This window comes from Janibacter terrae NBRC 107853, from assembly GCF_001591405.1.
GTDB lineage: Bacteria > Actinomycetota > Actinomycetes > Actinomycetales > Dermatophilaceae > Janibacter > Janibacter terrae.
This window is the reverse complement of record NZ_BCUV01000006.1, coordinates 763,338-776,610: the sequence shown is the minus strand read 5'-3', so window position 1 is coordinate 776,610 and position 13,273 is coordinate 763,338. Positions and strand designations below refer to the sequence as shown.

The 13,273-nt window shown below is 73.0% G+C and carries 13 protein-coding genes; 11 read left to right on the top strand and 2 right to left on the bottom strand.

Features of this window, described 5'->3' with window-relative positions; all coding sequences use genetic code 11:
* Window positions 1–71: 71 nt before the first annotated feature.
* Window positions 72–2,141 carry a glycogen debranching protein GlgX gene (gene glgX / locus JT1_RS09030; RefSeq protein WP_068325242.1) on the bottom strand — a complete coding sequence of 690 codons (2,070 nt, stop codon included), beginning with the start codon at window positions 2,139–2,141 and terminating at the stop codon, window positions 72–74.
* A gap of 35 nt (window positions 2,142–2,176) precedes the next feature.
* Here glgX and JT1_RS09025 point away from each other — a divergent pair, with 35 nt between their 5' ends.
* From JT1_RS09025 to JT1_RS18915, 8 genes are all read left to right on the top strand, one after another.
* Window positions 2,177–2,677, top strand: coding sequence for a T3SS (YopN, CesT) and YbjN peptide-binding chaperone 1 (locus JT1_RS09025; RefSeq protein WP_068325241.1), 501 nt, complete (start codon window positions 2,177–2,179; stop codon window positions 2,675–2,677).
* Window positions 2,674–3,453: an enoyl-CoA hydratase/isomerase family protein gene (locus JT1_RS09020; protein WP_068325240.1), complete on the top strand. Its 780-nt coding sequence runs from the start codon at window positions 2,674–2,676 to the stop codon at window positions 3,451–3,453. The genes JT1_RS09025 and JT1_RS09020 overlap by 4 nt, the downstream gene beginning before the upstream one ends.
* Window positions 3,453–4,421: a class I SAM-dependent methyltransferase gene (locus JT1_RS09015; protein ID WP_068325239.1), complete on the top strand. Its 969-nt coding sequence runs from the start codon at window positions 3,453–3,455 to the stop codon at window positions 4,419–4,421. Before JT1_RS09020 ends, JT1_RS09015 begins: the two co-directional genes overlap by 1 nt.
* Before the next feature lie 13 nt (window positions 4,422–4,434).
* On the top strand, window positions 4,435–5,076 hold the full coding sequence (locus JT1_RS09010; RefSeq protein WP_068325238.1) for an acyltransferase: 642 nt from the start codon (window positions 4,435–4,437) through the stop codon (window positions 5,074–5,076).
* A gap of 1 nt (window position 5,077) precedes the next feature.
* Complete coding sequence (locus JT1_RS09005) at window positions 5,078–5,404, top strand: YqfO family protein (RefSeq protein ID WP_068325237.1); 327 nt, start codon at window positions 5,078–5,080, stop codon at window positions 5,402–5,404.
* 174 nt (window positions 5,405–5,578) lie between these two features.
* On the top strand, window positions 5,579–6,358 hold the full coding sequence (locus JT1_RS09000) for an electron transfer flavoprotein subunit beta/FixA family protein (RefSeq protein WP_068325236.1): 780 nt from the start codon (window positions 5,579–5,581) through the stop codon (window positions 6,356–6,358).
* 31 nt (window positions 6,359–6,389) lie between these two features.
* Window positions 6,390–7,340: an electron transfer flavoprotein subunit alpha/FixB family protein gene (locus tag JT1_RS08995; RefSeq protein WP_068325235.1), complete on the top strand. Its 951-nt coding sequence runs from the start codon at window positions 6,390–6,392 to the stop codon at window positions 7,338–7,340.
* Between the two features lie 144 nt (window positions 7,341–7,484).
* Window positions 7,485–8,417, top strand: coding sequence for a VldE C-terminal domain-containing protein (locus JT1_RS18915; RefSeq protein ID WP_169701925.1), 933 nt, complete (start codon window positions 7,485–7,487; stop codon window positions 8,415–8,417).
* Here the strand turns inward: JT1_RS18915 and JT1_RS08985 are convergent.
* The gene (locus JT1_RS08985; RefSeq protein WP_068325233.1) at window positions 8,410–9,891 is read right to left on the bottom strand and encodes an MFS transporter; all 1,482 of its coding nucleotides are present in this window, start codon (window positions 9,889–9,891) and stop codon (window positions 8,410–8,412) included. The genes JT1_RS18915 and JT1_RS08985 overlap by 8 nt on opposite strands.
* Window positions 9,892–9,983: 92 nt before the next feature.
* Here JT1_RS08985 and JT1_RS08980 point away from each other — a divergent pair, with 92 nt between their 5' ends.
* Genes JT1_RS08980 through JT1_RS08970 form a run of 3 tightly spaced genes read left to right on the top strand, consistent with a single transcriptional unit; the run spans window position 9,984 to window position 13,251 of the window.
* Entirely contained in the window at window positions 9,984–11,168 is a 1,185-nt protein-coding gene (locus JT1_RS08980) for a cysteine desulfurase family protein (RefSeq protein ID WP_068422518.1), read from the top strand.
* A complete protein-coding gene (mnmA, locus tag JT1_RS08975; RefSeq protein ID WP_068325232.1) occupies window positions 11,168–12,274 on the top strand; it encodes a tRNA 2-thiouridine(34) synthase MnmA in 1,107 nt (368 codons plus the stop codon). The genes JT1_RS08980 and mnmA overlap by 1 nt, the downstream gene beginning before the upstream one ends.
* Window positions 12,271–13,251: a uroporphyrinogen decarboxylase/cobalamine-independent methonine synthase family protein gene (locus JT1_RS08970; RefSeq protein ID WP_068325231.1), complete on the top strand. Its 981-nt coding sequence runs from the start codon at window positions 12,271–12,273 to the stop codon at window positions 13,249–13,251. Before mnmA ends, JT1_RS08970 begins: the two co-directional genes overlap by 4 nt.
* The last annotated feature ends 22 nt before the right edge of the window (window positions 13,252–13,273 follow it).

The following is a 13,273-nucleotide window of genomic DNA, read 5'->3' as shown; positions in this document are numbered from 1 at the left end:
GTCCCCCTTCGCAGAGGGTCACGTCGTGCACCAAGAGCGCTCCGGTGCTGCACGACGTGACCCTCTGCCGGTCAGCGCGTGTACAGGCGCAGGCTGAGCGGGGTGAGGGTCTCGGGCTCGTCACCGCGGCCCTCGGACTGCGACTCGCGTCCGTCCTCGGGTCGTTCCCAGGCGCTGTCCCAGCGCAGGGTCCAGCCGGGCTCGCCGGGGAGGGTCACCTCGATCTCGTCGAGGCCCCCGTGCAGGACGAGCAGGGCGGAGGGCTCGCCCTCGAGGGTGAGCTGGAGGGTGCGGCGCTCGTCCTGGGCCCAGGTCTCCTCCGTCATCGGCTCGCCCGTCTCGTCCCACCAGCCGAGGACCGACTCGTCGTGGTCGCGCAGGACGGGCACCTCGCGACGCAGCGCCGTGAGGTGCGCGACGGTCGCGAGCAGGTCCGTGCGCTCCTCGTCGAGGTCCCAGTGCAGCCAGCTCATCTCGTTGTCCTGGCAGTACGGGTTGTTGTTGCCCCCGTGGGTGCGGCCGATCTCGTCGCCCGAGGAGATCATCGGGACGCCGGCCGACAGGAGCAGCGTCCCGATGACGTTGCGCGAGGAGCGTCGGCGCGCGATGCCGATGACGACGTCGTCGGTCGGTCCCTCCGCTCCGTGGTTCCACGAGCGGTTGTGGTCGTTGCCGTCGCGGTTGTCCTCGCCGTTCGCCTCGTTGTGCTTCTGGTCGTAGGCGACGAGGTCGGCGAGGGTGAACCCGTCGTGGGCGGTGACGAAGCCCATCGACGACAGCGGCGTCCGGTCGCCGAAGAGGTCCCGGCTGCCGACGAGCCGGGTCGCGATCTCGCGCACGCCCGGCCCGGGCTCCTCGCCGCGGGAGAGCGCGCCCGACCCGGCGACCCAGAAGTCGCGCGCGGTGTCGCGGAACCGGTCGTTCCACTCCGCCCACGCCCCGGGGAACTGCCCGGTGCGCCAGCCGTCGGGCCCGAGGTCCCACGGCTCGGCGACGTGCAGCACCTGCGAGAGCACGGGGTCCTCGCGCAGCGCGACGAGGAAGGGGTGGTCGGGCGTGTACCCGAGGTCCTCGCCGCGGGCGAGCGCCACCGCGAGGTCGTAGCGGAACCCGTCGACGTGGCACTCGGTGACCCAGTAGCGCAGCGAGTCGAGGACCATGTCGAGCACGAGCGGCTCGGTGAGGTCGAGCGTGTTGCCGCAGCCGGTGACGTCGACGTCGTGACCGTCCTCGTCGAGGCGGTACCAGGTCGGCGCCTCCAGGCCGCGCCAGCACAGCGTGGCGCCGTCGGTGCTCTGCTCGGCGGTGTGGTTGTAGACGACGTCGAGGAGCACCTCGAGGCCGGCGGCGTGGAGCTCCTTGACCATGCCCTTGAACTCGCGCAGCACCTCGTGCGGGTCCTCGCTGCTCGCGTACGGGGCGTGGGGGGCGAAGAAGCCCATCGTGTTGTAGCCCCAGTGGTTGGTCAGCCCCAGGTCGACGAGGTGCGGCTCGTCGGCGAAGGCGTGCACGGGCAGCAGCTCGACCGTCGTCACGCCGGTGCGCCTCAGGTGCTCGACGGTCGCCGGGTGGCACACGCCGGCGTACGTCCCGCGCAGGTGCTCGGGGACGTCCTCGAGCAGCATCGTCAGCTCGCGCACGTGCGCCTCGTAGACGACGCGCTCGTCACGGGGGACCGCCGGGGGAGCATCGTCGCCCCAGTCGAAGCTCGTGTCGAGCACGACGCTGCGCGGGACGAAGGGGGCGGAGTCGGCCTCCGAGCGCGTCGGCACCTCGGCGTCGCCCTCGAGGACGTGCCCGAAGACCTCGGGCCGGTAGTCCACGGCGCCCTCGATCGCGCGGGCCCACGGGTCGAGGAGCAGCTTGGCGGGGTTGTAGCGCAGGCCCGCCGGCGGGTCCCACGGGCCGTCGGCGCGCAGCCCGTAGCGCGTCCCGGGGGTGACGTCCGGGACCAGCCCGGCCCACCACCCGTCACCGGTGGCCGGCAGCGCGTGGCGGGTCTCACCCCCTTCGTCGTCGAAGGTGCACAGCCACACGGCGGTCGCGGAGGCGGCGTGGACCGCGACCTCGACGCCGCCCTCCACGGGCCGGACGCCGGGCTGCGGGAGATGGGGGAGTGCCTGGACGGCAGTGGTCGACATGGCCCACAGCGTAAGCAGTTGGGTAGCGTGGCGGCATGAGCGATCCCACCGCCCTCCCCAACTTCGGCCCCACACCCACCAACGACGCCGACCAGCCGGAGCCCGAGGCCCCGCTGCGCGACCGCGTCGTCGACGCCCTGGGTGACCTGGGTCTGGAGACCCGCATCGACGACGAGGGCGACGTGGCCTTCATCTTCTCCGAGCAGCAGATGTTCATCCGCTGCGCGGACGACGAGTCCAACGTGCTGCGCGTCTTCGGCCAGTGGGCCCTCGAGGACCCCGTGCCCACCGACCCGATGGAGCGCCTGCAGGTCAGCAACGACCTCAACGTCGCCTTCAACCTCGTCAAGGCCGCCGTCGCCGGCGACACCCTGCTCGTGACGAGCGAGCACATCCTCCCGCGCGGCGCCGACATCCGCGGGCTGCTCGGCCTGGCCCTCCCGCTCGTCCTGCAGGGTGTGCAGCTGTGGCACCAGCGCGCCACGGGCCAGGAGCTCGAGGACGGGACCGCCGGCGACGGCGAGCCGCAGGCATGAGCGAGGTCGTCCGCCTCGAGGTCGCCGACGGCATCGCCACGATCGTCCTCGACCGGCCGAAGATGAACGCCCTCGACGCGCAGATGCAGCAGCGTCTCGTCGAGGTCGCCGAGGAGGTCTCCACCCGCACCGACGTCTCGGCGGTCATCGTCTGGGGCGGCGAGCGCGTCTTCGCCGCCGGCGCCGACATCAAGGAGATGGCGGAGATGTCCTACCCGGACATGGCCGCCCACGTCCGCCTGCTGCAGCGCTTCTCGCAGGCGCTCGCCGCGATCCCCAAGCCGACCGTCGCCGCGATCACCGGGTTCGCGCTCGGTGGCGGTCTCGAGACGGCGCTGTGCTGCGACTTCCGCGTCGTCGCCGACAACGCCAAGCTCGGCCTGCCCGAGATCACCCTGGGCATCATCCCCGGCGCCGGCGGCACCCAGCGCCTGCCGCGTCTCGTCGGCCCGGCCCGGGCCAAGGAGCTGATCTTCACCGGTCGGATGGTCTCCGCCGCCGAGGCCCTCGAGATCGGTCTCGCCGACGAGGTCGTCCCCGCCGCGGAGGTCCTCGAGGCCGCCCGGCGCAAGGTCGCCCCCTTCGTCGGCGGTCCCGCCCAGGCGCTCCGCGCGGCCAAGGAGGCCGTCGACAGGGGGCTCGAGGTCGACCTCGGCACGGGCCTGGGCATCGAGGCGCAGCTCTTCAGCGCGCTCTTCGCGACGCAGGACCAGAAGTCCGGCATGCGCAGCTTCATGGACGACGGTCCCGGCAAGGCCACCTTCGAGGGGGTCTGATGGGTCCGAGCCCGAGCGGGACGGCCAGCGCGGAGCAGGTCGAGGCCGCCTGGCAGGACAACAAGCTCGCCCAGGTGCTCTACCACGACTGGGAGGCGCAGACCTACGACGAGAAGTGGTCGATCAGCTTCGACGAGCGGTGCACGAGCATCGTGCGTGACCGCTTCCTGCACGTGCTGACCTCGTCCCCGGCGAAGGGGGAGGCCATCCCCTTCGGGCGCACGCTCGAGCTCGGCGCCGGTACCGGGTTCTTCTCGCTCAACCTCAAGCTCGCCGGCCTCGTCGACGAGGTGCACGTCTGCGACCTGTCCCCGGGCATGGTCGCCGCGGCCGAGCAGAACGCGCAGCGGCTCGGCTTCGCGGTCGGGGGACGCGTCGCCGACGCGGAGGCGCTGCCCCACGCGGACGACACCTTCGACCTCGTGGTCGGCCACGCGGTCCTGCACCACGTCCCCGACGTCGAGGCGGCGCTGCGGGAGGTCGTGCGCGTGCTCAAGCCCGGCGGGCGCTTCGTCATCGCGGGCGAGCCGACGACGATCGGGAACTGGTACGCGCGGCACCTCTCCCGCGCGACGTGGGAGGCGGCGACGCGGGCCAGCAGGCTGCCGCCGTTGCGCCGCAAGTGGGCCCGCGACCGCGCCGAGCTCGACGAGTCCTCCCGCGCCGCGGCCCTCGAGGCCGTCGTCGACCTGCACACCTTCGACCCGCGCGAGCTGGCTGCGACCGCGCGCCGGGCCGGGGCGGACCACGTCGGCACGGCGACGGAGGAGCTGCTGTCCGCCTTCGTCGGCTGGCCCGTGCGCACCTTCGAGTACGCGGTCGCCGAGGACGCCCTCGGCTTCGGCTGGGCCTCCTTCGCGTACCGCTCGTGGAGGCGCCTGATGCGGGTCGACGCCGCCCTCGGGCGGGTCGTGCCGCAGCGCTTCTTCTACAACGTGGGCGTCACGGGCACCAAGCCCGCGGCGTGACCGGCCCGCACTGATGGCGCAGGACCGCCTCACGTGGTGGCACTGGACCCGGTGGGTGGTCGCCAACCGGGCCTGGAGCCACCACCACGTCCTCGGCTACCTGCGCATGGTCCGGGCCCGCGCCCGCACCCCTGGCCTCGTCTTCGAGGGGCCGTGCTTCATCGGCCCGGACGTGCAGCTCCAGGTCGCGCCGGGGACCGCGCGCCTCATCATCGGCGCGTACACGCACATCGGCGGGGGGTCCGCGCTGCGCGCCCACGAGGGCACGCTGCGCATCGGCGCCAAGACGGTCATCGGGATCCGCAACACCTTCAACACCTGGCTCGACATCGAGGTGGGGGAGGCCTGCCTCTTCGCCGACGACGTGTACGTCTGCGACTTCGACCACGTCACTACCGACCTGACGACCCCGATCAAGGACCAGGGCATCGTCAAGTCCCCGGTCCGCGTCGGCGACGACGTGTGGGTCGGGACCAAGTGCGTCATCACCCGCGGCACCGACATCGGCGACCACAGCGTCGTCGGGGCCGGCGCCGTCGTCCGCGGGGCGCATCCCCCCTTCGTCGTCCTCGGCGGGGTGCCCGCCCGCGTCCTCCGGCACCGTCGGCCCGTCCCCGTGGCCGCCGGCGAGCTCGACCTGCCGGAGGGCTGGTGACATGGCCCGCGAACCCCTCGACGTCCTCGTCGTGCACATCCCGGTCGACGCGACCGAGGAGGTCCTCGCCGCGCTCTTCGCCGTCGGCGCGGGTGCGGTGGGGGAGTACCGCGAGTGCGCCTTCGTCGTGAGGGGCGAAGGGAGGTTCCGCCCCGTGGGAACGGCGAACCCGACCATCGGTGCCGTCGGCCGCCCGGAGCGCGTGGTCGAGGACCGCGCAGAGGTCACCTTCCCGAGGTCGCTGCGCGCGGATGTCGTTGCGGCACTGCGCTCCTCGCACCCGTACGAGGAGCCCTCCTTCCACGTCCTGGAGAACGCCGCAGGGTGATCCTCCCGGGGACATGTGGCGAAGGGCACCCTGCCCCGCGTTGGTGGTCGGTCACCCCGCTGGATAGCGTGAGCGGACTGGGACTCTCCCCGCACCGCCGGCTGCACGCAGCGGGACCGGTGGGAGCATCGCCCGGTATCCAGCCCCCTCACCCAGGAAGAGGACGATTCGCCGATGAACATCGTCGTCTGCGTGAAGTACGTTCCGGACGCACAGTCCGACCGCGGATTCAACGAGGACAACACGACCGACCGCGAGGGCGTGGACGGTCTGCTGTCCGAGCTCGACGAGTACGCCGTCGAGCAGGCCCTGCAGCTGGTGGAGGCCGGCGAGGGCGAGGTCACGGTGCTGACCGTCGGCCCGGCCAACGCCGCCGAGGCCGTCAAGAAGTCCCTCCAGATGGGTGCGGACAAGGGCGTGCACGTCTCCGACGACGCGATCGCCGGCTCCGACGCCCTGGCCACCTCGCTGATCCTCGCCGAGGCGATCAAGAAGATCGGTACGCCGGACATCGTCCTCACCGGCATGGCCTCCACCGACGGCACCATGGGTGTCGTCCCGGCGATGCTCGCCGAGCGCCTCGGCCTGCCGCAGGTCACGTACGCCTCCGAGCTGACCGTGGACGGCGGCGTCGCCCGCATGCGGCGCGACGGCGACACCGCGAGCGAGACCGTCGAGGCCACGCTCCCGGCGCTGATCTCGGTCACCGACCAGATCAACGAGCCGCGCTACCCCTCCTTCAAGGGGATCATGGCCGCGAAGAAGAAGCCGGTCGAGCAGTGGGGTCTCGCCGACCTCGGCGTCGACGCCGGCCAGGTCGGCCTCGCCAACGCCTGGACCGCCGTGGAGTCCACGACCAAGCGTCCCCCGCGCGAGCAGGGCACGATCGTCACCGACGAGGGTGACGGCGGCACGAAGCTCGCCGAGTTCCTGACCACCAACAAGTTCGTCTGATCGACGACCCGGACATCAAGGAGCAATAGACATGGCTGAAGTCCTCGTCCTCGTCGACCACGCAAACGGTGAGGTGAAGAAGCCCGCCGCGGAGATGCTGACCATCGCCCGCCGGCTGGGTGAGCCCTCCGCCGTCTTCATCGGCCCCGGCGCCGAGACCGCCACGGACCTCCTCGCGCGCTACGGCGCCGAGAAGATCTACGCCGTCTCCGACCCGGCCGCGGTCGAGCACCTCGTCGCCCCCCAGGCCGAGATCCTCGCGCAGCTGGTCCAGGAGAAGCAGCCCGCCGCGGTGCTCATCCCGAGCAGCGCCTCCGGCAAGGAGATCGGTGCGCGCCTGGCCGTCAAGACCGAGTCGGGTCTGATCACCGACGCCGTCGACGTCCAGGCCGGTCCTGACGGGCCGGTCACCACCCAGTCGGTCTTCGCTGGCAGCTACACCGTCCAGGCGAAGGTCACCAAGGGCACCCCGATCATCTGCGTCAAGCCCAACTCCGCCGCGCCGGAGCAGGCCAACGGCGCGGGTGCCTTCGAGGAGCTCTCCGTCACCATCTCCGACGGCGCGAAGGCCGCCAAGGTCACGGCCGCCGAGCCGAAGAAGGCCACCGGTCGCCCCGAGCTCACCGAGGCGGCCATCGTCGTCTCCGGTGGTCGTGGCACGGGCGGGGACTTCGCCCCGGTCGAGACCTTCGCGGACGCCCTCGGTGCCGCCGTCGGCGCCTCGCGCGCCGCGGTCGACGCCGGCTGGTACCCGCACACCTCGCAGGTCGGCCAGACCGGCAAGCAGGTCTCCCCGCAGCTGTACGTCGCCGCGGGCATCTCCGGTGCGATCCAGCACCGCGCCGGCATGCAGACGTCCAAGACGATCGTCGCGATCAACAAGGACGAGGAGGCCCCGATCTTCGAGCTCGTCGACTTCGGTGTCGTGGGCGACCTCTTCCAGGTCCTCCCGCAGGCCACGGAGGCCGTCAAGGGCAAGTGACCTCCCGTCACTCCCGACGAAGGGGGGCCGCGCACCGTCGGGTGCGCGGCCCCCTTCGTCGTGGGTTTACCAAATCGTGACATTTGCCGTTACAGTTGCCGACGATCGCTTGGTCATCCACTGATCCCCACCCAGAGGTCCCCTGTGAGCACCACCCGATACGTCAGCCGGCACGGCAGCCCCCGCCGCGGACCGCTGACCCGTATGAGCACCCTGCCCTCGTCGGTCGGCAGCAGCGGCGCCCGCGCCGCCGCGAAGGCCGTCGCCGGGGTCGGCATCGTCCTGGGCTCCGGCGCCTTCGTCATCGCGCCGAGCTTCGCCCAGGGCACCGGCCCGCAGGCGTCTGCGGCCGCACCTGCCGACGCCACCGCCGCGCAGGTCCGGGCCCTCCTTAACGGACGGGGCGACGAGTCGGCCCCCTCCCGCTCCGCGTCGCGCACGACGGCTGCCGTCACGGCCCCCACGCCCGGCGACGCCGGCGAGGTCCACGACGCCTCCGGCGCCCTCGCGGTCGACGCCGTCGTCAAGCCGGCACCGAAGCCGAAGCCGAAGCCGGAGCCTGTCGCGCAGACCGCGACGGACACCGAGGAGACGGCGCAGGAGCCCCCCGCCGAGGAAGCGCCGGTCGAGGAGGCGCCGGTCGAGGAGGCCCCGCAGGAGCAGCCCGAGGCCGACCCGGAGACGCAGACCGCCGACGAGGAGTCGCAGGCCCCGCAGACGGGGTCGGTCACGACGAGCAACTACGCCTCCGAGGCCGCCGGGCTGGGGCTGGGTCCCAACGCGCAGAAGGTCTACTCGGCCGTGCGCACGCAGTTCCCCGACATGACCGACATCGGTGGCTACCGCGCCGGCGACCCCGGCGACCACGGCAGCGGCCGCGCCGTCGACATCATGGTGACCGGTGCCCGCGGCGACCAGGTCAACGCCTGGCTGCAGCAGCACGCCGGCGAGCTCAACATCACGTACATCATCTGGCAGCAGCGCATCTGGTACCCCAACGGCAGCTCCAACATGATGGAGGACCGGGGCGACCCGACGCAGAACCACTACGACCACGTGCACGTCTCGGTCAGCTAGACGCGCGAGGACCCGTCTCGGGACGGCGGCCACGCAGGTCGCCCACCGCGAAGGCCAGGGCCACGAGCACGACGACCGCGATCAGACCCAGCGCGACGCTCATCGCGGTCGTCCAGCTGCCGCTCGCACCGAGCACGGCGAAGGCCGCGGACGTGATCACCGCGATGCCGATGGAGGTGCCGATCCGCTGCCCGGTCTGCATGACGGCCCCGGAGCTGCCGGCGTACTCGAGCGGCACCTCGGCCAGGGCCAGGGTCTGGTTGGGGCTGATGACGGAGCCCTGCGCGGCGCCGACGAGGACGAGGCTGGCGACCAGCCACCACTCGCTGAGGTGCCCACCCGCCCGCAGCTGCACGACGACGATGCTCGTCAGGACACCGAGGAGCGCCAGGACCAGGCCTGCGATGACGACTCGGTGGCCGTGGAGCGCCACCCGCCGCCCGGCCCATCCCGAGGCCGCCGCGGCCGTCAGTGCCGCCGGCACGCCCACCAGGGCGGTCTGCAGCGCGGACCTGCCCGTGCCGACCTGGAAGTAGAGGGCGACGAGCACCCAGATGCTCGTCATGCCGAGGAAGTAGAGCAGCGCGATGATGCTGCCCCGGGTGAAGCTGCGGATGGTGAAGATCTGCAGGTCGACCATCGGGCTGCGCCCGCGGTCGCGGTGGTGGCGCTCCCAGCGCACCCAGCCCCAGCCCAGGACCAGACCCGCCGGCAGGGTGAGCCAGAACCAGGCCGAGGAGCCCCCCTCGACGAAGGGGAGCATCGTCGCCAGGACGGCGAGGCCGAGGAGCAGTGACCCCACCGGGTCGAGCGAGCGCCAGACCCCGTCCGCGCGGGTCGTGCCGGTCGGACGGTGGAGCAGGGGCCTCGGGAACCACAGGAAGGCCAGCACGAGGCAGAGCAGCCCGGCCGGCAGGTTGATGAGGAAGGTCAGGCGCCACCCGATCTCCGGGCCGCCCGCGCCGATGAGCAGCCCGCCGATCACCGGACCGATGCCGACGGCCACCCCGACGGTGCTGCCGAAGAGCCCGAAGGCCCGCCCCCGCTCGTCGCCGCGGAAGTACTGCTGGATCATGCCGATGCCCTGGGGGTTGATCAGGCCCGACCCGACTCCCTGGACGAGGCGGGCGATGTTGAGCCAGGTGGCGTCCGGCGCCAGGCCGGCGGCGAGCGAGGCCAGGGTGAAGGTCGCGACGCCGATCATGAAGACCCCGCCGCGACCCAGCAGGTCGCCGGCCCGTCCGGCGGCGACGAGGACGACGCCGAAGGTGAGCGCGTAGCCGGACAGGACCCACTGGACGTCGGAGTCGGTGGCTCCCAGACCTGACTGGATGGAGGGGACGGAGACGTTGACGATGCTCACCCCGACGAGCGACATGAAGATCGCCACGAGGAGCACTGCGAGGACGCGTCGTCGCTGGGCGTCGGAGAGGACGTGCCCAGGGTCCGCGACCGCGGTGGTCCCACCCGTCACCTGACCTCCTCGGCTCGACCCGTGCACCCTGGGGGGCAACCTCGGTCCGGTGGCGTTCATTCCCGGTGTCCGGGCTTCCGTAGACTCTCTGTGTGACCACCTACCTCGACCATGCGGCGACCACGCCGATGACCCCCGCGGCGCGCGAGGCGATGGTCGAGCAGCTCGCGATCACCGGCAATGCCTCGAGCCTGCACGGGCCCGGGCGCGACGCGCGTCGGGTCGTCGAGGAGTCCCGCGAACGCATCGCCGCCGCCCTCGGCGCGCGCCCGAGCGAGATCGTCTTCACCTCAGGCGGTACCGAGGCCGACAACCTCGCCATCACCGGCAGCCTGCGCGCGGCCCGTGCGGTGGACCCCCTTCGCTCCCGCATCGTCGTGAGCGCCGTCGAGCACCACGCGGTGCTCGACCCCGTCGACCACGCGGTCGAGCACGAGGGCGCGAGCGCGACCTTCGTCGCGCCGGGGGAGTGCGGCACGGTGCACCCGGACGCCGTGCGCGCCGCGATCGAGGAGTCCGCGGAGACCGTCGGCCTGGCGACCGTCATGTGGGCCAACAACGAGGTCGGGACCGTCCAGGACGTCGCCGCGATGGCGGCGATCGCCCACGAGCACGGCATCGCCTTCCACACCGACGCGGTCCAGGCGACCGGGCACCTGCCGGTCGACTTCGCCGCGAGCGGCGTGGACCTCATGAGCGTCAGCGCGCACAAGCTCGGTGGCCCGATCGGCATCGGAGCCCTCGTCGCCAAACGCGACGCCCGGCTCGTCGCCCTGAGCCACGGTGGGGGCCAGGAGCGCGGCGTGCGCTCGGGCACGCTCGACGTCGCCTCGATCCGCGCCTTCGCGGTCGCCGTCACCGATGCCGTGGACCGGCGGGAGGCCGAGGCCGCCCGGATCGGCGCCCTGCGCGACCGCTTCCTCGCCGGCACCCAGGCGCTCGACCTCGGCATCCGGGTCACCGGCTGCTGGGAGGTCGGTGACGTCACCACGCGACTGCCCGGCAACGCCCACATCACCATCCCCGGGTGCGAGGGCGACTCGATGCTCTACCTGCTCGACGCGGCCGGGGTGGCCGTCTCGACCGGGTCGGCCTGCCAGGCGGGCATCCCGCAGCCCTCCCACGTCGTCCTCGCGATGGGGCGCTCGGAGGAGGAGGCGCGCGGCTCCCTTCGCGTCTCCTTCGGCTGGACCTCCACCGACGCGGACGTCGACGCGGTCCTCGCCGCCCTGCCCGAGGCCGTCGCCCGAGCCCGGCGGGCCAGCGGGGCCGCCTGATGCGTGTCGTCGCCGCGATGAGCGGGGGCGTCGACTCCGCGGTCGCCGCCTCGCGGATGATCGAGGCGGGGCACGAGGTCGTCGGCGTGCACCTCGCCCTGGCCAAGGAGGCCAAGACGCTGCGCGAGGGGGCCCGAGGCTGCTGCACCATCGAGGACGCCGGCGACGCCCGCCGGGTCGCTGACCGGCTCGGCATCCCCTTCTACGTGTGGGACATGGCCACCCCCTTCGCCCGGGACGTCGTCGAGGACTTCGTCGCCGAGTACGAGGTCGGGCGCACCCCCAACCCCTGCCTGCGCTGCAACGAGAAGATCAAGTTCGCCGCGCTCCTCGACAAGGCGCTGGCGCTCGGGTTCGACGCCGTGGCCACCGGTCACTACGCGCAGGTCGTCGACGGGCCCCGCGGGCGCGAGCTGCACCGCGCGGTCGACACCGCCAAGGACCAGTCCTACGTGCTCGGCGTGCTCGACGAGGAGCAGCTGGCGCGTGCCTTCTTCCCGCTCGGTGACACGACCAAGCCGCAGATCCGCGAGGAGGCGGCCGAGCACGGCTTCGCCGTGGCGAAGAAGCCCGACAGCCACGACATCTGCTTCATCTCCGACGGGGACACCCGCGGCTGGCTGACCCGGCGCCTCGGCGAGCAGGAGGGCGAGATCGTCGACGAGGGCTCCGGCGAGGTCGTCGGTGGGCACCGAGGGGCCTACGGGTTCACCGTCGGCCAGCGCCGCGGACTCGGGCTCGACCGCTCCGGACTCGATGGCGAGCCCCGCTACGTGACGAGGGTCGACGCCTCGACCAACCGCGTCTTCATCGGGACGGCCGACCTGCTCGGCGCCGACCTGATCGAGGCCGACCACGTGCGCTGGTGCGGTCCTGCAGCCTCCGGTCGGCACCGGCTGGGCGCGCAGATCCGGGCGCACGGCGAGGAGATCCCCGCCACCGCCGAGGTGCTGGGCGAAGGGGGCGACGCGCGCCTGGTCGTGCGGCTCGACACGGCGGTGCGAGGCGCCGCCCCCGGGCAGTCGATCGTCCTGTACGACGGCACCCGCGTCGTCGGGTCCGGCACCATCGCGCGGGCCGGGCGGAGCGCGGCGGTGGCTGGATGACGCTCGCCTCCGGCATCGGCTCGTGGCCGGGGGAGCACCCCCGCGAGGCCGTCGTCGCAGTCCGGGACCTGCTCGGGGACGGCATCGCGCATCTGCCCGAGCTGCCCGCCCGCGGTGTCGGCGCCGACATGGTCGGTCGCGCCGCGGCGCTCCTCACCGACCTGCACGTCGAGACCCAGCCCTACGGGTGGCGGTTCGTCGACCGCCCCGGCGCGGACGAAGGGAGGGCCCGTGCCCTCCTCCGCGAGGACCTCGACGAGCTCGCCGAGGCGTACGACGGCTGGACCGGCCCGCTCAAGGTCCAGGTCACCGGGCCGTGGACCCTCGCCGCGAGCATCGAGCTGACCCGGGGCGAGCGTGCGGTCGTCGACCGGGGTGCCCGGCGCGACATCGCCGAGGCGCTCGCGGACGGCGTGGCGAGCCACCTCGGCGACGTGCGGCGCCTCGTGCCGGGCGCGCAGGTGGTCGTGCAGGTCGACGAGCCCGGCCTGCCGGCCGTGCTCGAGGGCCGGCTGCCGACCCAGTCCGGGTACGGGCGGCTGCGTGCCGTCGAGCGCAACGAGGTGCGGGACGGCGTGCGGACCGTGCTCGCCGCCGCCGGCGAGCACGAGACGGTCGTCCACTGCTGCGCCGGCGAGGTGCCCGTGGAGCTGCTGCGCCAGACCGGCGCCCGCGGTCTCTCGCTCGACCTGTCCCTGCTCGGTGGGCGTGGCTGGGAGCAGCTGGCCGAGGCCGTGGAGTCGGGCACGCGGCTGTGGGCCGGCGCCGTGCCGACGTCGGGCCCCACGGACTGGCGCACCGCGAGCGAGCGGCTCGTCGGCGCGTGGCAGCGGATCGGCCTGCCCGTCGCGTCGCTCGGTGACGTCGTGGTCACGCCGACCTGCGGGCTGGCGGGGACGGCGCCCTCGTCCGCCGTGTCGATCCTGCGCACGACGACTGATCTGGCAGCCGCCCTCACCGACCTGGCGGCCGGCTGAGGCTCGTGCACAAAGGGTCGTC

Coding starts and splice junctions, on each gene's coding strand:
- glgX (WP_068325242.1), bottom strand. CDS start 2,141: ATGTCGACCACTGCCGTCCAGGCACTCCCCCATCTCCCGCAGCCCGGC.
- JT1_RS09025 (WP_068325241.1), top strand. CDS start 2,177: ATGAGCGATCCCACCGCCCTCCCCAACTTCGGCCCCACACCCACCAAC.
- JT1_RS09020 (WP_068325240.1), top strand. CDS start 2,674: ATGAGCGAGGTCGTCCGCCTCGAGGTCGCCGACGGCATCGCCACGATC.
- JT1_RS09015 (WP_068325239.1), top strand. CDS start 3,453: ATGGGTCCGAGCCCGAGCGGGACGGCCAGCGCGGAGCAGGTCGAGGCC.
- JT1_RS09010 (WP_068325238.1), top strand. CDS start 4,435: ATGGCGCAGGACCGCCTCACGTGGTGGCACTGGACCCGGTGGGTGGTC.
- JT1_RS09005 (WP_068325237.1), top strand. CDS start 5,078: ATGGCCCGCGAACCCCTCGACGTCCTCGTCGTGCACATCCCGGTCGAC.
- JT1_RS09000 (WP_068325236.1), top strand. CDS start 5,579: ATGAACATCGTCGTCTGCGTGAAGTACGTTCCGGACGCACAGTCCGAC.
- JT1_RS08995 (WP_068325235.1), top strand. CDS start 6,390: ATGGCTGAAGTCCTCGTCCTCGTCGACCACGCAAACGGTGAGGTGAAG.
- mnmA (WP_068325232.1), top strand. CDS start 11,168: ATGCGTGTCGTCGCCGCGATGAGCGGGGGCGTCGACTCCGCGGTCGCC.
- JT1_RS08970 (WP_068325231.1), top strand. CDS start 12,271: ATGACGCTCGCCTCCGGCATCGGCTCGTGGCCGGGGGAGCACCCCCGC.